This is a genomic window from Pseudomonas sp. B6001 (assembly GCF_013386015.1).
Classification (GTDB): Bacteria; Pseudomonadota; Gammaproteobacteria; order Pseudomonadales; family Pseudomonadaceae; genus Aquipseudomonas.
The window spans coordinates 1-23552 of the sequence record NZ_JACAOX010000003.1; the positions used below are offsets into that span (position 1 = coordinate 1).

22 protein-coding genes are annotated in these 23552 nt (G+C 62.3%); 15 read left to right on the forward strand and 7 right to left on the reverse strand.

The features are described 5' to 3' along the window. Positions 1-129: 129 nt before the first annotated feature. The 8 genes from HX821_RS05925 (at position 130) to HX821_RS05960 (ending at position 8367) form a co-directional block, all read left to right on the forward strand. Positions 130-1209 (forward strand): serine hydrolase, encoded by a 1080-nt coding sequence (locus HX821_RS05925; protein WP_177035410.1) that lies wholly within the window; start codon positions 130-132, stop codon positions 1207-1209. Continuing rightward, on the forward strand, positions 1206-1520 hold the full coding sequence (locus tag HX821_RS05930) for an amidase (protein ID WP_177035411.1): 315 nt from the start codon (positions 1206-1208) through the stop codon (positions 1518-1520). The genes HX821_RS05925 and HX821_RS05930 overlap by 4 nt, the downstream gene beginning before the upstream one ends. 129 nt (positions 1521-1649) lie before the next feature. Continuing rightward, a complete protein-coding gene (locus tag HX821_RS05935; protein ID WP_008430881.1) occupies positions 1650-2825 on the forward strand; it encodes a M20 aminoacylase family protein in 1176 nt (391 codons plus the stop codon). Positions 2826-2881: 56 nt separating this feature from the next. Then, positions 2882-4192, forward strand: coding sequence for a citrate-proton symporter (locus tag HX821_RS05940; RefSeq protein WP_087692639.1), 1311 nt, complete (start codon positions 2882-2884; stop codon positions 4190-4192). After that, positions 4189-5631 carry an amidase gene (locus HX821_RS05945; protein WP_177021128.1) on the forward strand — a complete coding sequence of 481 codons (1443 nt, stop codon included), beginning with the start codon at positions 4189-4191 and terminating at the stop codon, positions 5629-5631. Before HX821_RS05940 ends, HX821_RS05945 begins: the two co-directional genes overlap by 4 nt. Positions 5632-5695: 64 nt before the next feature. Further along, complete coding sequence (locus tag HX821_RS05950) at positions 5696-6466, forward strand: helix-turn-helix domain-containing protein (RefSeq protein ID WP_177021127.1); 771 nt, start codon at positions 5696-5698, stop codon at positions 6464-6466. Between the two features lie 160 nt (positions 6467-6626). Next, a complete protein-coding gene (locus HX821_RS05955) occupies positions 6627-7208 on the forward strand; it encodes a YceI family protein (protein ID WP_134325861.1) in 582 nt (193 codons plus the stop codon). A 1-nt stretch (position 7209) separates the two neighbouring features. Continuing rightward, positions 7210-8367, forward strand: a complete 1158-nt coding sequence (locus HX821_RS05960; protein WP_003209153.1) for a phosphatidylserine/phosphatidylglycerophosphate/cardiolipin synthase family protein — start codon at positions 7210-7212, stop codon at positions 8365-8367. Positions 8368-8495: 128 nt separating this feature from the next. On the opposite strand, the gene bglX is transcribed toward HX821_RS05960, so the two are convergent. Next, positions 8496-10787 (reverse strand): beta-glucosidase BglX, encoded by a 2292-nt coding sequence (bglX, locus tag HX821_RS05965; protein WP_008430891.1) that lies wholly within the window; start codon positions 10785-10787, stop codon positions 8496-8498. 214 nt (positions 10788-11001) lie between these two features. On the opposite strand from bglX, the gene HX821_RS05970 reads away from it, so the two are divergent. The 4 genes from HX821_RS05970 to HX821_RS05985 are packed head-to-tail and all read left to right on the forward strand — an operon-like array spanning position 11002 to position 14243. Further along, on the forward strand, positions 11002-11610 hold the full coding sequence (locus tag HX821_RS05970; RefSeq protein WP_003209150.1) for a LemA family protein: 609 nt from the start codon (positions 11002-11004) through the stop codon (positions 11608-11610). Continuing rightward, on the forward strand, positions 11610-12338 hold the full coding sequence (locus HX821_RS05975; RefSeq protein WP_177035412.1) for a YgcG family protein: 729 nt from the start codon (positions 11610-11612) through the stop codon (positions 12336-12338). Before HX821_RS05970 ends, HX821_RS05975 begins: the two co-directional genes overlap by 1 nt. A gap of 28 nt (positions 12339-12366) precedes the next feature. After that, complete coding sequence (locus HX821_RS05980) at positions 12367-12984, forward strand: TPM domain-containing protein (RefSeq protein WP_003209147.1); 618 nt, start codon at positions 12367-12369, stop codon at positions 12982-12984. Between the two features lie 41 nt (positions 12985-13025). Then, positions 13026-14243 carry an SAM-dependent methyltransferase gene (locus HX821_RS05985; protein WP_177035413.1) on the forward strand — a complete coding sequence of 406 codons (1218 nt, stop codon included), beginning with the start codon at positions 13026-13028 and terminating at the stop codon, positions 14241-14243. 109 nt (positions 14244-14352) lie between these two features. On the opposite strand, the gene HX821_RS05990 is transcribed toward HX821_RS05985, so the two are convergent. Beyond that, on the reverse strand, positions 14353-15252 hold the full coding sequence (locus HX821_RS05990) for a DMT family transporter (protein WP_003209142.1): 900 nt from the start codon (positions 15250-15252) through the stop codon (positions 14353-14355). 324 nt (positions 15253-15576) lie between these two features. Here HX821_RS05990 and HX821_RS05995 point away from each other — a divergent pair, with 324 nt between their 5' ends. Both HX821_RS05995 and HX821_RS06000 read left to right on the forward strand, forming a co-directional pair. Continuing rightward, positions 15577-16158, forward strand: a complete 582-nt coding sequence (locus HX821_RS05995) for a DJ-1/PfpI family protein (RefSeq protein WP_008430897.1) — start codon at positions 15577-15579, stop codon at positions 16156-16158. A gap of 16 nt (positions 16159-16174) precedes the next feature. Continuing rightward, a complete protein-coding gene (locus HX821_RS06000; RefSeq protein WP_003209138.1) occupies positions 16175-16492 on the forward strand; it encodes a ribbon-helix-helix domain-containing protein in 318 nt (105 codons plus the stop codon). A gap of 105 nt (positions 16493-16597) precedes the next feature. On the opposite strand, the gene HX821_RS06005 is transcribed toward HX821_RS06000, so the two are convergent. The 5 genes from HX821_RS06005 to HX821_RS06025 form a co-directional block, all read right to left on the reverse strand. Further along, positions 16598-19156, reverse strand: a complete 2559-nt coding sequence (locus tag HX821_RS06005; RefSeq protein WP_177035414.1) for a TonB-dependent receptor — start codon at positions 19154-19156, stop codon at positions 16598-16600. 128 nt (positions 19157-19284) lie between these two features. Next, the gene (locus tag HX821_RS06010) at positions 19285-20253 is read right to left on the reverse strand and encodes a FecR domain-containing protein (protein ID WP_177035415.1); all 969 of its coding nucleotides are present in this window, start codon (positions 20251-20253) and stop codon (positions 19285-19287) included. Beyond that, a complete protein-coding gene (locus tag HX821_RS06015; protein WP_087692632.1) occupies positions 20250-20789 on the reverse strand; it encodes an RNA polymerase sigma factor in 540 nt (179 codons plus the stop codon). The genes HX821_RS06010 and HX821_RS06015 overlap by 4 nt, the downstream gene beginning before the upstream one ends. Positions 20790-20995: 206 nt before the next feature. Next, positions 20996-21883: a dihydrodipicolinate synthase family protein gene (locus tag HX821_RS06020; RefSeq protein ID WP_177035416.1), complete on the reverse strand. Its 888-nt coding sequence runs from the start codon at positions 21881-21883 to the stop codon at positions 20996-20998. Positions 21884-21910: 27 nt separating this feature from the next. Next, the gene (locus HX821_RS06025; RefSeq protein WP_003209128.1) at positions 21911-22693 is read right to left on the reverse strand and encodes an aldolase; all 783 of its coding nucleotides are present in this window, start codon (positions 22691-22693) and stop codon (positions 21911-21913) included. A gap of 104 nt (positions 22694-22797) precedes the next feature. Here HX821_RS06025 and HX821_RS06030 point away from each other — a divergent pair, with 104 nt between their 5' ends. Next, positions 22798-23340: a helix-turn-helix domain-containing protein gene (locus HX821_RS06030; protein WP_003209127.1), complete on the forward strand. Its 543-nt coding sequence runs from the start codon at positions 22798-22800 to the stop codon at positions 23338-23340. The last annotated feature ends 212 nt before the right edge of the window (positions 23341-23552 follow it).

The following is a 23552-nucleotide window of genomic DNA, read 5'->3' on the forward strand; positions in this document are numbered from 1 at the left end:
CGCTGTAAGAGCGGAACCCATATCAGCCATCACCCAAATAACGGATATGTACTCACCCAAGGGTCCGTAACAAAACCGTCATCCCCCTGGGCTAGGCTCGCGGGCTTGAATGCCCCCGAGTCCCAATCCATGTTCAAAGGCCTCCTATACGCCGCGCTGCTGTTCACCCTGACAGCCCACGCCGAAACCTGGCCGCAGAAGGATTGGTCCCAAGGCCAACTGCTAACCGGCCCGGCCGCCCAAGCCCTGGACGACTACGCCTTCCCACCCCGCGACGACACCAGCCGCAAAGGCGTCCGCACCGACGCCTTGCTGGTCATCCGCGACGGCCAGATCATCTACGAACGCTACGCCGCCCCCACCACCGCCAGCACCCCGCACCTGACCTGGTCCATCAGCAAAAGCCTGATGGCCACCGTGCTCGGCGTGGCCTTCGGCGAAAACCGCTTCAAACTCACCGACCCCGCCGCGCGCTTTTACCCGCCGATGAAACAACACCCCGGCGTGACCATGGCCGACCTGCTGCACTGGGCCTCGGGCCTCGACTGGCAGGAAGACTACGAATACGCCCCGCTGAAATCCTCGGTGGTCGCCATGCTCTACACCCGCGGCCACCACGACATGGCCGAGTTCGCCGCCGACACCGCGACCTCCAGCGCCCCCGGCCAGGCATTCCGCTATTCCAGTGGCGACAGCAATATCCTGTCCGCCACCCTCAAGGGCATGCTCGGCCACAAGGCCTACGTCGACTACCCATGGACCGCCCTGTTCCAGCCACTGGGCATCCACAACGCCACCTGGGAAAGCGATGCCGAGGAAACCTTCGTCGCGTCCTCATATGCCTACCTCACCGCCCGCGACCTGGCCCGTGTCGGCCTGCTGATGCAGCGCGACGGCCGTTGGGGCGAGCAACAGTTGCTGCCCAAGGAGTGGGTCGCGTTCAATCGCCAACCGTTCGACAAGTACAAGGCGGGCCAGGACGAAGCCGTTCCGGGCGGCCAATGGTGGCTCAACCGCGAAGTGCAGGGTGCCGCCAGACCCTGGCCGGACGCGCCCGCCGACACCTTCGCCGCCCTCGGCCACTGGGGGCAGGCGCTCTACGTGATGCCCGAAAAACAGCTGGTCATCGTGCGCTATGGCGACGACCGCGACGGCAGCTATCGCCACAACGAACTCCTCAAACGCGTCCTTGCAGCGGTGCAACCATGATCCGCCGTCATCCCTTCGTCAGCCTGTTGATCCTGCTGTTACTCGTGTTGCTCGGCTGGGTCTGGCACGAGCGGGTCAACCTGCAAGCCTTCCCCGACATCATCGCGGCCTACACCGCCAAGGAGTACTGCTCCTGCCGATATGTGGAGGGCAATCCCGCTGATTATTGCCTGGGTTATGTGAAGCAATACGTGCCCACCAGCGCCTTCACCGACAACCCTGAAAAACACCTCGTGACCGCCAGCGGCCTGGGCCGCACCCACAGTGCCCAATGGCTGGGCCAACGCGAGGGCTGCCGCCTCTTGCCCTAATGCAGCCACAGGTGGGGCTGAGGTTCCACAGGGTGGAACCACCTTTGATTGTCCTCCTGCGCACATCGCGGTTATCTGGCGGTGTGCAACGAAAAAGAACGGGAACACCCGCCTGCGAGGAGAATCACCATGAGCCCACACCAGCACATCCTGGATTGGCTGAGCGATGTCGCCAGCGACCTGCACGCCGTGCGTCAGGACATTCACGCCCACCCCGAACTGGGTTTTGAAGAAAACCGCACCTCCGCCCTGGTGGCGCAATCCCTGCGTAACTGGGGCTACGAAGTCCACACCGGCATCGGCCAGACCGGCGTGGTGGGTGTGCTGCGCAATGGCAGCAGCTCGCGCAAGCTCGGTATCCGCGCCGACATGGACGCGTTGCCGATCATCGAAAACACCGGCGCCAGCTACAGCAGCCAACACGCCGGCTGCATGCATGCCTGCGGTCATGACGGCCACACCACCATGCTGCTGGGCGCCGCGCGTTACCTGGCCGCGACCCGTCAATTCGACGGCACCCTGAACCTGATTTTCCAGCCCGCCGAAGAAGGCCAGGGCGGCGCCGAAGCCATGCTCGCCGACGGCTTGCTGGAGCGGTTTCCCTGCGATGCACTGTTCGGCATGCACAACATGCCGGGCCTGCCCGCCGGCCATCTGGGCCTGCGCGTTGGACCGATGATGGCCTCCCAGGACCTGCTCACCGTGACCCTCGAAGGCGTCGGTGGCCATGGCTCCATGCCGCACCTGACGGTCGACCCGCTGGTGGCCGCCGCCAGTATGGTCATGGCATTGCAGACCGTGGTGGCGCGCAATATCAATGCCCAGGAAGCCGCCGTGGTGACCGTCGGTGCCCTGCAAGCGGGCCAGGCGGCCAACGTGATTCCCCAGCAAGCACTGTTGCGTTTGAGCCTGCGTGCCCTGGATGCAAACGTGCGTGAACTGATGCTGGAGCGGGTCAAGGCGATCATCCTGACCCAGGCCGCGAGCTTCGGCTGCACCGCGCAGATCGAACATCGCCCGGCCTATCCTGTGCTGGTCAACCATCCCGAAGAAACCGAATTCGCCCGCCAGGTCGGCGTCGCCCTGCTGGGTGAAGGTGCCGTCGACGGCAACACCACCAAGCTGATGGGCAGCGAAGACTTCGCCTGGATGCTGCAACGCTGCCCCGGCAGCTACCTGTTTATCGGCAACGGCGTGTCGCGGCCGATGGTCCACAACCCCGCCTATGACTTCAACGACGACATCCTGTTGACCGGCGCCGCCTACTGGGGCGCGCTGGCCGAGAGCTGGCTCAAGCCCGCCTGACGACCTCTTTTTTCTGCCGCTAGACCCTTTTCCGACTGGTTGAATGGAGTGTTCCCATGCAGGCTTCAAAACAAGGTGTATCCCGCACCCGCCAGGTGGTGGCGGCGGTGATCGGCAATGCGCTGGAATGGTATGACTTCATCGTCTACGGCTTTCTCGCCAGCATTATCGCCCGGCAGTTTTTCCCCTCGGAGGATGAATACGCCTCGCTGCTGATGGCCCTGGCCACCTTTGGCGTCGGCTTCTTCATGCGCCCGGTGGGCGGGATTCTGCTGGGCATGTATTCGGACCGCAAAGGCCGCAAGGCTGCGATGCAACTGATCATCCGGTTGATGACCATCTCCATCGCCCTGATCGCTTTCGCCCCCAGCTATGCTGCCATCGGCATGGGCGCGCCGATGCTGATCGTGGTTGCGCGCATGCTCCAGGGCTTTGCCACCGGCGGTGAATACGCCAGTGCCACGGCGTTCCTGGTGGAGAGCGCGCCGGCCCATCGCAAGGGCCTGTACGGTTCCTGGCAGTTGGTGGGACAGTGCCTGGCGGTGTTCGGCGGCGCGGCGATGGTGGCGTTGGTCACGCACTTCTTCGAGCCGCAAACCCTTGAAGTCTGGGGCTGGCGCCTGCCGTTCATCTTCGGCTTGCTGATCGGCCCGGTGGGCTTGTGGATCCGCCGGCACATGGAAGACCCCGAGGAATTTATCGAGGCACGCAAACAGGCCAAGGGTGCGGCGCCGAGCTTGATGGACGTCATCCGCGACCACCGCCGCAGCATCTTGGTTTCGATGGGCCTGGCCTGTGGTGCAACGGTGTCGTTCTACGTGGTGCTGGTGAACATGCCGACCTTTGCCCACAAGAACCTCGGCCTGCCGCTGGACCAGGTGTTGATGGTGCAGATGTTCGCGGTGGCGCTGATGACCGTGGTGATTCCGCTGTCCGGCCTGCTGTCGGACCGGTTCGGTCGGCGCCCGGTATTGATGGCGTTCACCCTGGCGTTTTTTGTGATGGTGTACCCGCTGTATGTGTGGGTCGCGGCGGCACCGTCCATCGAGCGTTTGCTGGTGATGCAGGTGATGTTGTGCACTGCCATCGGCGGCTTTTTCGGCCCGGCGCCGACGGCCCTGGCCGAGCAGTTTCCCATCGAAGTACGCTCCACCGGGGTGTCAGTGGCGTACAACGTGGCGGTGATGGTATTCGGGGGCTTTGCGCCGTTGATCGTCACCTGGCTCAGCAAGGTGCTGGGCACGCCGGTAGCCCCGGCATTTTATGTGCTGTTCGCTTGCGTCCTGACGCTGCTGGGCACTTACTGCATGCATGAGGCGCCACGGGCGAAACGACCGGCGCCGTTTTCCAGCGAGGTGAAACCTTGAGTATTGTTGAACTGGATGCCATCGAACTGTCTCGGGCGATCCATGCGCGGCAGGTGTCCTGCCATGAAGTGATGCAGGCGTATCTGGCCCAGGTCGAACGCTTCAACCCGACGGTGAATGCGCTGGTCTCGCTGCGCTCCCATGAGGACGTGCTGGCCGAAGCGGCGCAGCGTGATCGCGAGTTGGACCAAGGCCAATCCCGTGGCTGGATGCACGGCATGCCCCAGGCCATCAAGGACCTGGCGGCGACCCAGGGCCTGCGCACCACCCTCGGTTCGCCGCTGTTCGCCGAGCATGTTCCTCAAGAAGATGCGATCAGCGTGGCGCGGGTACGGGCCAGCGGCGCGATCATCATCGGCAAGACCAACGTGCCGGAATTTGGCCTGGGCTCGCAGACCTACAACAGCGTGTTCGGTACCACCGGCAACGCCTATGACCCGCGCCTGGTGGCAGGTGGCAGCAGCGGCGGCGCGGCGGTGGCGCTGGCATTGCGCATGCTGCCGGTAGCGGATGGCAGCGACATGATGGGCTCGCTGCGAAACCCGGGGGCGTTCAATAACGTATTTGGCCTGCGTCCGTCCCAGGGTCGGGTGCCTCACGGGCCGGCGCCGGAGCTGTTCGTCCAGCAACTGGCCACGGAAGGCCCGATGGGTCGCAGCGTGGCGGATGTGGCGCGGCTGCTGAGTGTGCAGGCCGGCTACGACCCTCGGGTGCCGCTGTCGCTCAAGGAGGATCCGGCGGTGTTGGGTGAGCCACTGCAGCGCGACTTCAAGGGTGCACGCCTGGGCTGGCTCGGGGATTACAACGGTTACCTGCCGATGGAAGACGGCGTGATGAGCCTGTGCGAATCGGCCCTCAAGGACTTCGCTGCGCTGGGTTGCGAGGTCGAGCACTGCCAACCGGAATTTTCTCTGGAACGCCTGTGGCAGACCTGGCTGGTGCACCGCCATTGGCTGATCCAGGGCTCCCTCGGCGCGGCCTACGCCGACCCGCAAAAGCGCGCACTGCTCAAGCCGGAGGCGCAATGGGAAGTGCAGGGCGGATTGCAACTGAGTGCGGCGGACGTTTACCAGGCTTCGATCAACCGCAGCGACTGGTACCGCGCCCTGGGCAAACTGTTCGAACGTTACGATTTCCTGTTGCTGCCCACCGCCCAAGTGTTCCCTTTCGATGCACAACAAGCCTGGCCACGCCTCGTCGCAGGGCGCGAGATGGACACCTACCACCGCTGGATGGAAGTGGTGATCGGCCCCACACTGGCCGGCCTGCCGAGCATGAACGTGCCGGTGGGTTTCAACCCCCAGGGCTTGCCCATGGGCCTGCAGATCATCGGCCCGGCCCAGGCGGACAGGGCGGTGTTGCAACTGGCGTACGCCCACGAACAACTGACCCGCTGGGTGCAGCGGCGACCGCCCGCTTGCCTCTCGGCGACCGGTTGAGCCGCGACGGGCCTGTATCTTGCTGTGAAATCAGATCATCCATCGGCATCAAGGAGATCGACACATGGGCAGCGACGCCGAGACGGGAACCGTACGCTCAGTAGGGCGGGCACTGGCGATCATCGAATTGCTCGGCGAGCATCAGGCGCTGGGGCTGGAAGAGTTGCATTACCTGACTCACCTGCCCAAGGCCACGGTCTCGCGGATGCTGCTGACCTTGCAGGAACAGGGCTGGATCTATCGTGGCCTCAGCGACCGGCGTTACCGCCTGCGGGCCAGACGGTTGTTCGGCGACACCCAGCAACGCTTCAAGCGCCAACTGGTGGAAAGCGCCGCGCCGTGGCTGCTGGACCTCAGTGAGCGCACCGGCCTGGTGGTGGACCTGTCGAGCTTCGACGGCGAGCGCCTGGAAGTGATGGAAAGCGCGATCCCCACGGTGCTGCGCAAGCTCTACCCGAACAATTGCCAGATCGTCGGCCAGCACGCCAGCCTGTTTCATTCGGCCATGGGCAAGGCGTGCCTGGCGCAATTGTCGGCGGATGAAGTGCAGCGCCTGGCCGGTCGTGAGCATGTGGCGGAAGACGATCAATACCGGGCGTGTGAACAATCCCAGCACCAGGGGTTTGGCCAACGCACCGAAGGCTATTGGGAATATCCGGTGCGCCTGCCGTTCCTGATTCGCGCGGTGGCCTTGCCGGTGCGGGCCAATGGCCGGTTGGTGGGCAGCATGGCGCTGCATTGGCCGATGGATCAGGCACCGGTGGAACGGGTGCTGAGCCTGCACCTGGCCAGCCTGGAATCGACGATTCGCGATGTGCAGGAGGCGCTGGCCTGACCACCGTTCCCCCGTAGGAGCGAGCTTGCTCGCGAAGAGCTCACAGGCGCCGCGTTCATTCAGAATGCCCGCGTCATCGTTGGCAACCTTCGCGAGCAAGCTCGCTCCTACAGGAGGTCTTTGTTACTGTTCGCCCAGGTTTTTTGCCCCACGAGTCTTTATGTCCCTGTTCAAACCCATGGCCTTCCTGCTGCTGGCCGCTGCCGCCGTGCCTGCCCATGCCGACTGGTACCTGGACAACGAGTCCTCGCGCCTGTCGTTCGTCACCACCAAGAACACCGACATCGCCGAAGTGCAGCGCTTCCTGGTGCTGCATGGCAAGGTCGACAGCAAGGGCGCGGCGCAGCTGGAAGTCGAACTGGAGTCGATCAACAGCGGCATCCCGCTGCGCGACGAGCGCATGCGCAATGAGCTGTTCGAGATCAAGACCTTCCCGGACGCGGTGATCAATGCGCAGATCAACCTGCAACCGATCAACGACCTGGCCCCCGGCGCGCAATACGAGCTGCGCCTGCCGCTGTCGGTGACCCTGCACGGCAAGACCCAGACCTACAGCACCGAATTGCTGGCGACCCGCCTGGATGACCGACGCTTCCAGGTGGTCACCCTGGAGCCATTGGTGGTGCACGCCGAGGATTTCGATTTGCTGCCAGGGGTAGCCGCATTGCGCAAGGCCGCCGGGCTGTCGCAGATCAGCCTGTCGGTGCCGGTGGGTGCGGTACTGATTTTCACGGCGCGCTGACATGAGCGGCGCAGTGTTCCCGTGGCGCAGCGCCAACCGTTTCGAGCTGATGGTCGACGGCCCGAGTTTCTTCCCGCGCATGCTGGAAGGCATCGCCCAGGCCGAGCAACAGGTGGCGCTGGAGCTGTATCTGGTGGAGGCGGGCGCGTGTGCCGAGGCGATGGTTCAGGCCCTGGTGGCGGCCGCCGAACGTGGCGTGCGCGTACGTTGCCTGTTCGATGACTACGGCAGCCTGGCGTTTACCCTGGGCCTGCGTCGGCGGTTGATCGATGCCGGGGTGGACCTGCGATTCTACAACCGCCTGAGCTGGCGCCGCTGGATGCGCAACCTCTATCGGGACCACCGCAAGCTGTTGTTGATCGACCAGACCATCGCCGTGGTTGGCGGCACCGGCGTGACGGATGAATTCTGGACGCCCGGGGAAGACACCGCCGACTGGCACGAAGTGATGGTGCAGATTCGTGGCCCGCTGGTGCTGGATTGGCAGGCGTTGTTCGACCGTCAGTGGCTGGCGAACGACGATCGTAGAGCCTGGAAACCGGCCACGCATTTTGGCCTGCCACGCTTGCCCAAGGTGCCAGCGACAGGACCGGGGCTGGGGCGTGTGGCCTATGCCGACGCCCGCCAGCATCGGGATATCTTGCAGTCACTGATCCGTGCGCTGAACAGCGGCCACCAGCGTATCTGGCTGGCCACGCCGTATTTCCTGCCGACCTGGAGCGTACGGCGTGCCCTGCGCCGGGCGGCGGGGCGCGGGGTGGATGTGCGTTTGCTGTTGACCGGGCCACGTACCGATCACCCGTCGGTGCGGTATGCCGGGCACCGTTACTACCCGCGTTTGCTCAAATCCGGGGTGCAGATCTTTGAATACCAGCCGTGCTTCCTGCACTTGAAAATGGTGCTGGTGGACGATTGGGTGAGCATTGGCTCGTGCAACTTCGATCACTGGAATCTGCGCTTCAACCTGGAAGCGAACCTGGAGGCGCTGGACCCGGAACTGACGTTGGCGGTGGTGGCGAGTTTCGAGCGGGATTTTGCCCTGAGCCAGGCGGTGAGCCTTGAGGCATGGCAGTCGCGGCCGTTGTGGCGGCGGGTGAAGCAGCGGGTGTGGGGGTGGATTGATCGGTTGGTGGTCAACCTGCTGGACCGCCGCGGATAAGCCAGAATACCCCAATCAAATGTGGGAGCGGGCTTGCTCGCGAAAGCGGTGTGTCAGTCACCTGATGTATCAACTGATCCACCGCATTCGCGAGCAAGCCCGCTCCCACATTTTGACCGGGCAAGACTTTAGAGCAGTTCGAAGCTCTGCTGCTTCACATCCTGCGAATCCAACCCGATCTGCACATTGAACTCGCCCGGCTCAGCCGCAAACTTCAGCTGGGTGTTGTAGAACTTCAAGTCTTCCTCGGTGATGGTGAAGTGCACCGCGCGCTCTTCGCCCGCCTTGAGCATGATCTTCTGGAAGTTCTTCAATTCCTTCACCGGGCGGATCATCGAGCCGGCCACGTCCTGGATATACAGCTGCACCACGGTTTCGCCATCGACCTTGCCGGTGTTTTTCACCACCACGGTGGCGTCGAGCTTGCCGGTCTTGTTCAGGGTGGTGGACGACAGCGCCATGTCCGACAGGCTGAAACTGGTGTAGCTCAAGCCGTAACCGAACGGAAACAGCGGCCCGGTGGTGTCATCGAAGTACTGCGAGGTGTAGTTGCCCGGCTTGCCCGGAGTGAACGGCCGGCCAATGCTCAGGTGGTTGTAGTAGGTCGGAATCTGCCCCACCGAACGCGGGAAGGTGATCGGCAGCTTGCCCGACGGGTTGTAGTCACCGAACAGCACGTCAGCGATAGCGTTGCCGCCTTCGGTGCCGGCGAACCAGGTTTCCAGGATTGCGTCAGCCTGTTCGTTCTCCTCGACAATCGACAGCGGACGGCCGTTCATCAACACCAGCACCAGCGGTTTGCCGGTGGCTTTCAAAGCCTTGATCAGGTCGCGCTGGCTCTGCGGGATGTTCAGGTCGGTGCGGCTCGACGATTCGTGGGACATGCCACGGGACTCGCCCACGGCGGCCACGACCACATCGGCGCCTTTGGCGGCCTTGACGGCTTCGTCGATCATGTCCTGGGACGAGCGCGGGTCATCCACAACTTCCGGGGCATCGAAGTTCAGGAAGTTGAGGTAGTCGACGACTTTCTTGTCGTTGGTGATATTGGCGCCACGGGCATAGATCACCTTGCCCTTGTCGCCGATCACGGCGTTCATGCCGTCCAGCAGGGTCACCGATTGTGCGGGTTTACCGGCAGCGGCCCAGCTGCCCATCATGTCGATCGGCGCCTTGGCCAGCGGGCCGACCAGGGCGATGGTCGCGTCCTTTTTCAGCGGCAGGGTGTTGTTCCGGTTTTTCAGCAGCACCTGGCTGCGGCGCGCCACGTCACGTGCGTCGGCGCGATGCAGGCGGCTTTCGGCGTAGGTGTCGGCCGGGTCATCCTCGGCCTTGCCGATGCGCAGGTACGGGTCGGCGAACAGGCCCATGTCGTACTTGGCGCCGAGCACTTCGCGTACGGCGTTGTCGATGTCGCTCTGTTCGATCTCGCCGGACTTCAGCAGGCCGGGCAATTCCTTGCCGTAGAGCGAGTCGTTCATGCTCATGTCGATGCCGGCCTTGATCGCCAGCTTGGCGGCTTCACGCCCGTCCTTGGCCACGCCGTGCTTGATCAGCTCGAAGATCGCACCGTGGTCGCTCACGGCCAGGCCCTTGAAGCCCCAGTCCTTGCGCAGCAGGTCGTTCATCAGCCAGGTGTTGGCGGTGGCGGGTACGCCGTTGATCGAGTTCAGCGCAACCATCACGCCACCGGCGCCGGCCTTGATGGCGGCGTGGTAGGGCGGCAGGTAGTCCTGGTACATCTTGACCGGGCTCATGTCGACCACGTTGTAGTCGCGACCGCCTTCCACCGCGCCATACAGGGCGAAGTGCTTGACGCTGGCCATGATGCTGTCGGCCTTGGCCGGGCTGCTGCCCTGGAAGGCCTTGACCATCACTTCGGCAATGCGCGAGGTCAGGTAGGTGTCTTCGCCAAAGCCTTCGGAGGTACGGCCCCAGCGCGGGTCGCGGGAGATGTCGACCATCGGCGCGAAGGTGATGTCGAGGCTGTCGGCGGCAGCTTCCTGGGCGGCGATGCGCCCGGAGTGGCCGATGGCGTCCATGTCCCAGCTGGAAGCCAGGGCCAGGCTGATGGGGAATATCGTGCGGTGGCCGTGGATCACGTCATAGGCGAAGAACATCGGGATCTTCAACCGGCTGCGCATGGCTGCGTCCTGCATCGGACGGTTTTCCGGGCGGGTGATCGAATTGAAGGTGCCGCCGATGCGACCGGCGGCGATTTCCTTGCGGATCAGTTCGCGGGGCATTTCGGGGCCGATGCTGATCAGGCGCAATTGGCCGATCTTCTCATCAAGGGTCATCTGCTTGAGCAGGTCACTGACGAAGGCGTCCTTGTCCTTGAGCACTGCGGGCTTTGTTTCGGCTAATACGGAATGAGTGGCCAAACTGACAACAAGGCCCAGCAAACACAGCTTCTTCATGAAAATCCTTTCTCGCAGCCTTGGGACCGGAGAGCGTCTATTGTTGTTCGGGTGTTGTTCAGATAAATACCGCACACTTCTGAACTCTTATTGGCGCTGGGCATCTTTTAGCTGATTGGCACGATGCAATCCAGTGGGTGGTGGCGGATTATGCCCTAAGCCCGTGGCTAACGCGTCAGTCGGTAAAATTCATAGGTTTGGCAGGAGAAACACCATGCAAGCAGCACAAGGTTACCGTTGGGGCTGGAAGGCCGTGGCATTGATACTGGTGAGCACCGTGCTGAGCGGTTGCGGCATCAACAAGATCCCGACCCTGGACGAACAGGCCAAGGCGGCCTGGGCCCAGGTGCAGAACCAGTACCAGCGGCGCGCCGACCTGATCCCCAACCTGGTGGAAGTGGTCAAGGGCTACGCCGCCCATGAACAGGACACCCTGACGGCCGTGATCGAAGCGCGGGCCAAGGCCACCTCGATCCAGGTGGACGCCAGCACCCTCGACAATCCCGAGAAACTCAAGCAGTTCCAGCAAGCCCAGGACGGTTTGAGCGGTGCACTCAGCCGTTTGATGGTGGTGTCCGAGCGCTACCCGGACCTGAAGGCCAACCAGAACTTCCTGGCCCTGCAATCGCAGCTTGAAGGCACCGAAAATCGCATCGCCGTGGCCCGCCGCGACTTTATCCAGGCGGTGCAGGCCTACAACACCGAGATCCGCACCTTCCCTGGCCGCCTGTGGCACAGCGTGATGTACAGCGACTTGCCGGTCCGCGCCAACTTCGAGGCCACGAGTGCCGATGCCGATAAAGCGCCGCAAGTGAAATTCTGATGGGCAAGCGCGCTTGGCTGATGGCGGCGGTGCTGCTGGCCTTCAGCCTGACCGCCCAGGCCGCCCTGAATTTCCCGGCCCTGACCGGACGGGTGGTGGACAACGCCCAGATGATCGACCCGGCCGTGCGTGCGCAGCTGACCCAGCAGTTGCAGGCGCTGGAGCAGACCAGCGGCGACCAGATCGTGGTGGTCACCGTGCCCGACCTGCAAGGCGTGCCCATTGAAGACTTCGGTTATCAACTGGGCCGCGCCTGGGGCATCGGCCAGAAGGGCAAGGACAACGGCGCCCTGCTGATCGTCGCCCGGGATGAGCACAAGATTCGCATCGAAGTGGGTTATGGCCTGGAAGGCTTGCTCACGGATGCGCAGTCCTGGGTGATCATCAACCAGGTGATCGCCCCGGCGTTCAAGGCGGGCAACTACAGCAAGGGCATCAGTGACGGCGTGGCGGCGATGCTGCAGGTGGTGGGCGGCGATCCGCTGGCCGTGCCGGCGCATGTGTCCGAGGCCAACTTCGCCAAGCAAAACCCGGGCATTTCCATTGGCCTGTTCATCCTGTTGCTGGCAGTGTTGTGGCTGTGCAATCGCATGGGCCTGCCCGTTGGCGCTATCCTGCTGGCGATTCTCAGCAGCAGCGGTCGTGGCGGCGGGGGAGGCGGTGGCGGTGGTGGCTTCAGGGGCGGCGGCGGTGGTTTTGGCGGCGGTGGCGCCTCGGGCGGCTGGTAATGACAATAACGAGAGAGCATCAACAACCATGGCATTACTGAGTCAACACGAGCAACGCCAGGTCGCCGAGGCGATCGCCCGGGTCGAGCAACAGACCGACGCCGAACTGGTGACCGTGCTCGCGGCCCGCGCCGACGACTACGCCTACATCCCGCTGCTGTGGGCCAGCCTGCTGGCGCTGGTGGTGCCGGGGATCATTCACTACCTGTCGGGCTGGTTGACCATGTACACCTTGCTGCTGGCGCAGTGGGGCACGTTCGTCGTGCTGTGCCTGGTGTTCCGTTTGCCCAGGGTCACCACGCGACTGATCCCGCGCTCGGTGCGTCATTGGCGCGCGTCCAACCTGGCACGGCGGCAGTTTCTCGAGCAGCACCTGCACCACACGCTGGGCAGCACCGGGGTGCTGATTTTTGTCAGTGAGGCCGAGCGGTATGTGGAAATCCTGGTGGACAAGGGGATTTCCAGTCGCCTGGATGACAGCAGTTGGGATGCGATCGTCAAGGACTTCACCCGCCAGGTGAAGCAAGGCCAGACGTTGGCCGGGTTTGTGGCGTGTATTGAGGCTTGCGGGGAATTGCTCAGGGAGCACGTACCGGTGACCCACGCACGCAATGAGCTGCCGAATCGGTTGGTGGTGTTGGAGTAGTGTAAAATTCCCGGCATTCCCTGCCCGAGGCGTTTTTGTTCATGTCTGCCACCGCTAAACCTGCCAGCCCCGCGCCGGATCATCACGCGCAGTTCCTCGAACTGCTGAGCGCGAGCCTTGAGCAAAACGCCTTTATCAAGCTGGTGCTGGCCAAGTACGTCGGCACCGAGCCTGATCTTCAGAAGCTGATCATCAAGCAGCTGACGGTCAAGGATCAGCCTTGCCTGTCCTTCGTCTATCGCTACAAGACCCGCGACATCACCAAGAACTTCTCCCTGGCCGACGGCGTGGCGGCAATTGCCGAATTGTTGCCGGCGGCGTTCAAGAATGCGCACCTGCTGTCGGTGACCGACGAAGCCCAGCTGGAATACAGCAAGAAGAACAAAAGCTCACTGTTCAAAAGCAAGCCGCAGCAACTGCGCGAAGCGCCGTCTGCCGAGCACAACCGCGAGAAGAATCGCTTCCTGGACCTGACCCGGCCCTTTCTCGCCGACCTTGGCGTGACCAACGCCAAACACGAGCTGATCCCGGCGATGTCGCGCAAGTGGAAGCAGATCAACAAATTCATCGAAGTATTCAGCCATGCGCTGACCACCTCGCCGCTGAAGCTGGACCAGCCGGTGCGGGTCGCGGACTTTGGTTCGGGCAAGGGTTACCTGACGTTTGCCATCCACGACTACCTGCGCAACACCCTCAACGCCGAGGGCGAAGTCACCGGCGTGGAGTTGCGCGAAGACATGGTGACCCTGTGCAACAACGCCGCCGCCCGCCTGGACCACCCGGGGCTGGTGTTCAAGTGCGGGGATGTGCGCAGCGTCGCGCCCAGCGAGCTGGACGTGATGATCGCCCTGCATGCCTGCGACATCGCCACCGACTACGCGATTCACACCGGCATCCGCTCCGGTGCGTCGATCATCATGTGCTCGCCGTGCTGCCACAAGCAGATTCGCCTGCAGATCCAGAGCCCGGCGCTGCTCAAGCCGATGCTGCAATACGGCCTGCACCTGGGCCAGCAGGCGGAAATGGTCACCGACAGTTTGCGCGCGTTGTTCCTTGAAGCGTGCGGCTATGAGACCAAGGTGTTTGAGTTCATCTCGTTGGAGCACACCAACAAGAACAAGATGATCCTGGCGGTGAAGCGTGCCGAGCCGGTGGACAACGCTCAACTCCTGGAGAAAATCCAGGAGCTCAAGGCGTTCTACAACATCACCGAACATTGCCTGGAAACCCTGCTGCTGTCGGACGGTTACCTCGCCTGAGTACGACGCAAATCAAAAATGTGGGAGCGGGCTTGCTCGCGAAAGCGGTGTGTCAGTCACCTGATGTATCAACTGATCCACCGCATTCGCGAGCAAGCCCGCTCCCACATTAGATCGCGCTAGCCTTGGGAGCTGGCGCAGGCTTCACGCTGGTCTTGCGCCCCAACATCACCGTCACAATCACCCCGCAGGCAAACAGCCAGGTAATCGGCTCGATGTGTTCACCAAAAAACAGCGCCGAAAACGCGATGGTGAAAAAGATCTGCAACAGCTGAATCTGGCTGACCCGGGCGATGCCACCCATGGCGAGCCCGGCGTACCACGCAAAGAACCCCAGGAACTGCGAAAACAACGAGACATAACCAAACGCCCACCAGGTGCGCATGGAGATCGGCCCTTCGTGTTGCAGCGCCAGGTAGGCCACCGGCCCGATCAATACCGGCGTCGACAGCACCAGCGCCCAGCAGATTACCTGCCAGCCGCCCATCTCCTTGGCCAACCGGCCGCCTTCGGCATAACCCAGGCCACCCACGGCAATCGCGCCGAGCATCAACAGGTCGCCCGCCTGGATGCTGCCGGCCCCGGTGATCAACGCATAACTCAGCACCAGCGCACTGCCCAGCGCCGCGCAGGCCCAGAAGGCCTTCGACGGACGTTCATGGGACAGCCACGCCGCATACAGCGCCACGCACAGCGGCTGCAACCCGTTGACCAGCGCGCCATGGGACGCGGGCAAGGTTTGCATGGCCCAGGCCGACAACACCGGGAAACCCAGGATCACCCCGGCAATCACCAGCGTCAGCCCGCGCACCTGGCGCCAGGTGGGCCAGCGCTCACGGCGCCACAGCAACAACGCCGCCGCCGGCACCGCCGCGAACAACGCCCGGCCCAGGCCATTGAGCAACGGGTGGATTTCCTGCACCACGATACGGGTGAAGGGCAGGGTGAGGCTGAAGATGACGACGCCCAGCAGGCCGAGGGCCATGCCGGTATTTTCGCGGGAGCTCATGGAAGGAACCAGAATCGAATGGGCCGGAAGTGGATGTTCATCTAGCCACAAAGCCCCGCAAGCACGGGCTTACAGCTGGGTGCAGATTGAGCCGTACAGTTTTGAACGGGCGACTCGGTTCATGTGGGAGCTGTCGAGCCTTGGCGAGGCTGCGATGGGATCAACGCAGTTTACCTGTCAGGCCGAGGTGTCTGCATCGCGGGCAAGCCCGGCTCCCACACAAGCCGGGGTGCTGATGTAGTAGCGGGCCATTACCCGGATCAAGCCTGCGGGTCTATCTTGGCTACTCCTGTCTGCCCAACCGTTCAACCGGAGGAATGCCCCATGGCCGCGAAAAAAATCCTGATGCTGGTCGGCGATTACGTCGAAGACTATGAAGTGATGGTGCCGTTCCAGGCGCTGCTGATGGTGGGGCATACCGTGCACGCCGTGTGCCCGGACAAGGCTGCCGGCCAGACCGTGCGCACGGCGATCCACGACTTCGAAGGCGACCAGACCTACAGCGAAAAGCCCGGGCACCTGTTCGCTCTGAATGCGGATTTTGCCAAGGTGAACGCCGCCGACTACGACGCGCTGCTGGTGCCGGGTGGCCGTGCCCCTGAGTACCTGCGGCTGAACGAAAAGGTCCTGCAACTGGTCAAGGATTTCGATCAGGCTGGCAAACCCATCGCTGCCGTGTGCCATGGTGCTCAACTGCTGGCGGCTGCCGGGATCCTGGAAGGCCGCGAGTGCAGCGCCTACCCGGCGTGCGGGCCGGAGGTACGACTGGCGGGCGGTACGTTCATCGATATCCCGGTGACCGACAGCCACGTTCAAGGCAATCTGGTGACGGCCCCGGCGTGGCCGGCGCACCCAAGCTGGCTCGCGGGTTTCCTCGGACTGCTGGGCACCAAAATCACCCTGTAAAGCGGAGGTCATCGCCATGTGCGAACTGTACGTCAAGGCCGACCCGATTCTGTACGAATCCCGCTCGCGCTCCCTGCGCATCTGCGGCGTGGTGACCACCGTGCGCCTGGAAAACCAGTTCTGGGACATCCTCAGCGAAATCGCCGAGGTGGATGGCATGACCACCAATCAACTGATCGCCAAGCTGTATGAAGAAGTGATGGATTACCGCGGCGAAGTGGTGAATTTTGCTTCGTTCTTGCGGGTGAGTTGCACGCGGTATTTGAGCAAGCAGCGGGTTCACGCCCCAGAGCTCAGCCTTGTGAATACAAGAAATGGCGCGCAGAAGATCTGAATGTGGGAGCGGGCTTGCTCGCGAAGGCGGTGTGTCAGGTAACTCATGTACCGACTGATCCAGCGCTTTCGCGAGCAAGCCCGCTCCCACATTGATTAGGTGGGGTCAGAAGAACCGCGTCACACTGATCTTCGCATCCCGGCCCTTGGTGTAGGCGCGGTCGCCGCTCAGGGCCGGTCGGAAGTTGTTGTTGAACAGGTTGTCCACGGTGAAGTTCACCTCGGTACCCTTGAGGTAAGCCTGTTGCGGCTTCCAGCTGGCGAACAGGCCTTGCGTGTTGTAGCGCTTGTTGCCGTACTGGTCGTAGAACAGGTCGCCGATGCTGGTGCCCGGGCCGCCGGAATACTTGTCGCTCGGCAGGCGGCTGGTAGCGCCGATGAACTGCCCTTGCCAGCCTACCCGCATATCCAGGCTCGGGATCTTGGTGCCGAGCACCACCACCCATTTGGTTGGCGGAATGTCCCGCGCCCAGACGTCCGGCCCCCACGGGTTGGTGTAGGCGCCTTCATGTTTGCCGGTGGTGTAGGCGAACGATACCGAGCCGAACACGTAGGTGGAGTCATAGAAACTCTCGGCCTCGAAACCCTTGATGGTCATGCCGCCGATGTTGCGGTAGTTGGACATCGCGCCCGGCGGGCAGGCGCTGGAAATCGTCCCGCCGTTGACCGCCTGGTTCTGGCAGCCCACGCCTGTGGCCTTGAAGATTTCGTCCTCGACCTTGTTGTGGAACAGCGTGGTACGCAGTTGCAGGTTGTCGCCGTGGGCGAACACATCGGCGAAGCTGGTGACGTTGCCCAGGGTGATGGAGGTGATGCGCTCCGGGTCCAGGTCCAGGCTGGTGGCGGTGCGGCTGCCCAGGCCCTGGACTTCATACTGCTCGTCGATCACTGGCGCACGCCAGGTGCGGCTCCAGTTGGCAAACATCGCCACGTTCGGGGTGATGGTCCAGTACGCTGCCAGGCGTGGCGACCAGCCGGTGTAAGTGCGGTCGCTGTAGTCATGGCCGATGGCCGGGTCCGGGTTGCTGTAGTACGGCGCGTCATTGGCCTCGCCGCGGTTGCGCACATGGTCATAGCGCATCGACGGAGTAATGGTCACATCGCCCAGCGTCACCGCGTCCTGGATAAAGAAGCTGTTGGTGTCGACCTTGCCATGGGGCATGAAGCCCGGCTGGAAGTGCCCGTAGTTGTATTTCGGGGTGTTGTAGGTGGCGCCGGGCATCCACATTTCGGTTTCCCGGGTGTGCTTGCGGATTTGCACGCCGGTGGTCACCGCGTGCTGCAACGCACCGGTGGAAAACAGGCTGACGTTGCGTACGTCGAGGTTCTTGTCGTTATAGGAGGTGTCCATCTTGCGCCCGCCGGTGGCCAACTGGAAAAACGCCGTGGCGTCGCGCTCGTCGGTCTGGTCGGTATTGGATTCGGAGTACTTGATGGTCAAGTCCACCAGCGGGTTATTCATCGGCTGGTATTCGTACTTGCCGGACCAGGTGGTGTCGACGGTATTGCGGTTGGCCAGGAAGCGTTTCAGCGCGGCTTCGTAGCCATAGCGGTCGATGTTGGCCTGGGTCGGCGGCGTCGGGTAGCTGGCGGCAGAGAAGGGCGTCCAGCGCTGGCTGTTGGAGCGCGAATACGACAGACCCAGGCTTTGCTCATCGGTGAAGTGAGCATTGAACTTGAACAGTTTGCCGTCCACATTCTGGGCGCTGTTGGGCAGGCGCTTGGGGTTGATCGGGTACTGGTTGTTGTCGTTGGGCAGGGTGGCAGCCAGTTTCATGTCGCCGCCGTCGCGCTGGGTCAGGTAGGCCAGCGCATCGAAGCGGCCGTCATCGGTACGCCCGTAAACGGCACTGCTGTAGACCTGCTCATGGTCGTTGCTGGAGTAGCCGTATTTGAGCATGGCACCGCTGTTGCGCCCGTCCTTGAGCAGGTCCGGGGCATCCTTGGTGGTCATGTTGACCGTACCGCCAAAGCCGCCGTTGCCGCTGAAGGGCGAGTTGGGGCCTTTCTCCACTTCGATGCTCTTGATCAGCTCGGGCTCGATAAACACAGTGCCCTGCTGGTAGCGCTCAAAGCCGCTTTTGGTGGCGCCATCGACGGTCAGCGGCACGTCTTCGGCGTCGCCGAAACCACGGATGTTGATGGTCTGGCCACCGGGCTTCAGCGAGCCGCCCTGGCTGATGCCGGGCAAGGTTTGCAGCAGGCTGGGAATGTTGTTGGACTGGTAACGGTCGATGTCCGCCTGGGTCAGGGTGGAACGGCCGACGGTGGTTGAGTCGACCTCGTTGCCGGTGCCGATCACGCTCAGGGCGTCGAGCTGGATCGCGCTGCTGTTGGTGGTCTTGCCCTCTTCGGGGCGTACCACGTAAGTGCTGCCGACCTTGAGCAATACGAACTCGCCGTCCTTGAGCAGGGTGCGAATCGCCACTTCCGGTGTGAAGTCGCCATTGAGGGCCGGCGCCTGGATATTTTTCAGCAGCGCTTCATCGAACAGCAGCTGGATTTTCGCCTGCTGCGCCACCTGGCTCAGGGACGTGGCCAGGGACTGGGCCGGCAGTTGCAGCTTGAACGACTCGGCCTGGGCATTCAGGCTGAAGGCCAGGCAGGCGGCAATGGCGGTGGGTCGAAGAAACAGGTGCTGAACGTGGCAAGGCGCGCGAAACATGAAATCCCCCGGAGTAGCCAAATGGCCAGAAAGGTGTGCGTATCAAACGCAGACCCGAGGAAGACGCGGCAGGAAAAATAATCCTCACATGCGAATGCAAAATATTCTCAAATAAGAATTCCGCGGGGCTATTTGCGCGGTTCGATCCTGATATTGCCGTCGGCCAGGGCCACGGTTTTCACCGGCAACAGTGCCGGCAGGGCGTTGAGCAGGGCGTCCGGATCATTCACGTCCAGATTGCCCGAGACCTTCAACTGCGCCACCGCGCTGTCCACCAGCAACGGCGCCTGGGGCCGGTACAGGCTCAACTCGTCCATCAGGCTAGCCAGCTCGCGATTACGAAACGACACGTGGCCGCCGCGCCAATCGGCGACCTCGCCGGCAGTGAGGGTTTGCTGCTGCAGCGTGCCCTTGGCATAACTGAACGTAGCGCGCTGATCGGCGCCGAGCAGGGTGGCCGGCAGCCTGGTATCCGGATCGAACGCCACTTGCCCATGGGCCACGCTGACCACCAGTTGCTGCTTGCTGCGCCGCACATCGAAGCCGGTGCCGACCACCCGCACATTGGCTTCACCGGCCTGCACGAACAGCGGACGCTCCTTGTCGGGCGCCACCTCGATATACAACTGGCCCTGATCCAGATGCACGATGCGCTGGTGACTGTTGAAGTCCACCCGCAGGCGCGTATTGGCGTTGACGTACAAGGTGCTGCCGTCAGGCAAATGCATGGTGCGCATTCCTTTGGCATGGGCCGCGACCTGGGCGTGGAACAGCTCGCGTGGGGCGCCGATGTTGCTCGCCAGCACGGCACACACCAGGGCGGCAGCCACCGCCAGGGCCGGGCGCCACACGGGTGGTTTGCGCACGGGCAGCGGTGTCGGTTTGTTCAGTTGCTGCAACTGGGCCAGGTCGGCCCACAGCTGTTCGAATTCGGCGTAGGCGCGGGCATTGGCCGGCTCGGACTGCCAGGCGGCAAACGCCTTGCGGTCGGCGCGACCGGCGTCATTGCGGTTGCGCGCAAACCAGCTGGCGGCCTGGGCATCGATGGAGTCGCTGGCCTCGATGTCACAGGTGTCGATGTCGCTCAGGCGGGTCATTCTGGCTGCTCCTTGCCCTGTTCTTGTTGAAGTCGCTGCTTGCAATGCAGCAAGGCAAAAGCGATGTGCTTTTCCACCATGCTGACCGAAACGCCCATGCGCTCGGCGATCTGCGCCTGGCTCAGGCCTTCGAAGCGGTGCAGCATAAGGGCTTCTCGTCTTCTCGGCGAGAGTTCAGAGAGCACTTCTTTCAACTGTTCCAGGCGTTGAAGGCGTTGCGCGGCGGCCATGGGATCGTCTCGCGAGTCGCTGACAGGTTCGGCATCCAGTTCGGCCTGTTGCTGGTGGACGGTGTGCCGCACCTTCTGTTTGCGCCAGTGATCGCGCAGCAGATTGCGCGCCATCTGGAACAGAAACGCCCGTGGCTGCTCGACCTGGGCCCGGTCGCGGTAGTCCAGCCATTGGGTGAAGACATCCTGGGTCATGTCTGCCGCGTCGCTGGCGTTGTCCGTGCGTTTACGCAGGAAATGCAGGATATCTGCATAAAACCCGCGAAAGGCATCGGCCGACAGCGGGTCGGGCTTGGGACGAGACATGGATATCCTTCTTGACGAAGCACGACGTGGAAAAGTCGTGAATGATATCGAGAACTATTGTCATTTGTCTCTATTGAAAATCCAAGGTTGGATGCGGACTAAATGTGGGAGCGGGCTTGCTCGCGAATGCGGTGAGTCAGTCGACCTATTAATTGACTGACCCACCGCCTTCGCGAGCAAGCCCGCTGCCACATTTGGATTGCGTTTCAGCGCAACAGGGTCAGTAGTTCCTGCAACTGAACACGGCCTGCCTCAGCCAGCGGGAACATCGGCAGCCGTGGATCCCCCGACTCCAGGCCCGTCAGCCGCAAACCGGCCTTGATCGTCGCCGGCAAGCCACCTTTGAGGATGAAATCCAGCAACGGCAACTGGCGATAAAACAGCTCCCGCGCTTTCTCCAGGTCATTGGCCAAAACGGCTTCATACAAATCCAGGTTGAGCTGAGGAATCAGATTCGGCGCCGCCGTGCACCAACCTTTCGCGCCCGCCGCAAACGCCTCCAGCGCCAGCGGATTGCAGCCGTTGTAGAACGGCACCTGGCCCTCGCTGCGCCGGTGCAATTGGTGCATGCGCTGAATATCCCCGGTGCTTTCCTTGACCATGGTCACGTTGTCGACGCTGTTGACGATGCGCAGGATCAAGTCCACCGACATGTCGGTGCCACTGGTGGCCGGGTTGTTGTAGAGCATGATCGGCACGCCGATGCTGTCGCCAATGGCCGCATAGTGGGCGAGGATTTCCGCCTCGCTGAGTTTCCAGTAGGAGGCCGGCAATACCATTACCAAGTCCGCGCCGTGGGCCTCGGCAAACTGCGCACGACGCACGGCCTTGGCGGTGGTCAGGTCGGAGACGCTGACGATGGTCGGCACACGCTTGCCCACCTTCTGGATGCTGTAGGCGGCGACTTCATCCCACTCTGCATCACTGAGATAGGCGCCTTCGCCGGTGCTGCCCAACGGTGCGACAGCGTGCACGCCGCTGTCGATCAGGCGGTCGATCGAAAGGCCCAGGGCGTCGAGGTCAATGCGCTGTCCGTCCGTGCTGAACGGGGTGATGGTGTAGCCGATAATGCCGTGAATAGAAGGGCTGGACATGGAAAGGTCTCCGGTCGAAAAAGGGTTTCAGTTCAGGCAATCGGCGTGTTGGCGCAGGTTCTGCCGAGCGTAGTAGTTGAACGCGGCGCCGTGGCGCTTGGGCTTGGAAATCCAGTCATGGGCTTCGCGGCCCAGTTCCGGCAGGATCGGCTTGATCGTGCCGGCGGCCATCGCCAGCAGCTGCAACTTGGCCGCGCGTTCGATCAACTGTGCGATCACACAGGCTTCCTCGATGCTCGCCCCAGTGGACAATTGGCCGTGGTGGGAAAGCAGAATCGCGCGTTTATCCCCCAGGGCAGCGGTGATGATTTCACCTTCTTCGTTGCCCACCGGCACCCCGGGCCAGGCTTCGAGGAATGCGCAATCTTCGTACAACGGGCAGAGGTCCATGTGGGACACCTGCAAAGGCACTTCCAGCATCGACAACGCAGCGATGTGGGTCGGGTGAGTGTGGATGATGCAGTTCACGTCCGGGCGACCGCGGTACACCCAGCTGTGAAAACGGTTGGCCGGGTTGGGCATGCCATGGCCTTCCAGCACCTCCAGGTCTTCGTTGACCAGCAATAGGTTGCTGGCGGTGATCTCATCAAAACCCAGGCCCAGTTGTTGGGTGTAGTAGGTGCCAGGCGTCGGGCCGCGTGCGGTGATCTGCCCGGCGAGGCCGGAGTCGTGGCCGTTTTCGAACAGGATCCGGCAGGTCAGCGCCAGCTTTTGCCGGTCGGTCCACGTATTATCCGCCAGGGTGTTTTGCATCTGGGTCAGCGCTTGCTTGACCAGTTGGTCTTTCGGGAGTGCTAATGTCTTGGCCATATCAGTGTCCTTGTTCGTCGCAAATGACACTAAAGAGACTATATGACACAAAGTGTCATTAGCAAGCATTCATCATCGCCTCTTTAATGGATTAACCGCTGCACATGTCTATCCGTTTGAAAATATTGAGAAAAAAACTTGGTGTGACGTTGGAGTCGCTCGCGGAAAAATCCGGGATGACCAAGAGTTACCTGTCGAAAGTCGAACGCGGGTTGAATACGCCGTCGATTGCGGCGGCGCTGAAACTGGCCAAGGCGTTGAATGTGAAGGTCGAAGAATTGTTCAGCGAGGACAATGTCAGCCTCGACAGCTACAGCCTGGTGCGCAGCCACGAACGGCAGGCGTTGTCGGGCACCGATGCATCACCGGGTTACGCGGTGCTGGCGCATCAGGTCAGTGAGCGTAGTTTGTTGCCGTTCATCATTTACCCGCCGGCGGAGTTCACCGACAAGACCTTCAAGGAACATTTGGGGGAGGAGTTTTTGTTTGTGCATGAAGGTCAGGTTGAGGTGGATTTCATGAGTGAGCGGGTGGTGTTGAATCGGGGGGATGCGTTGCATTTCAATGCGCAGAAGCCGCATCGGATTCGGTCGGTGGGGGAGGTTCAGGCGCAGCTTTTGGTGGTGGTGCATAGTGCTGAAGGGTGATGGTGGGGGTGGGGGCATATCCGTTATTTGGGTGATGGCTTATATCGGTTCCGCTCTTACAGCGGCTCACTTTTGAACAGCGCAAAAGTAAGCAAAACGCTCTTGCCCCACCACTCGGCACCTCGCTTAGGCTCGGTGTGCCTAAGATCAAAATCAAAAGCTAAAGCGGGCACGGTTCAAATGTGGGAGCTGGCTTGTCGGGTCGCCGCATC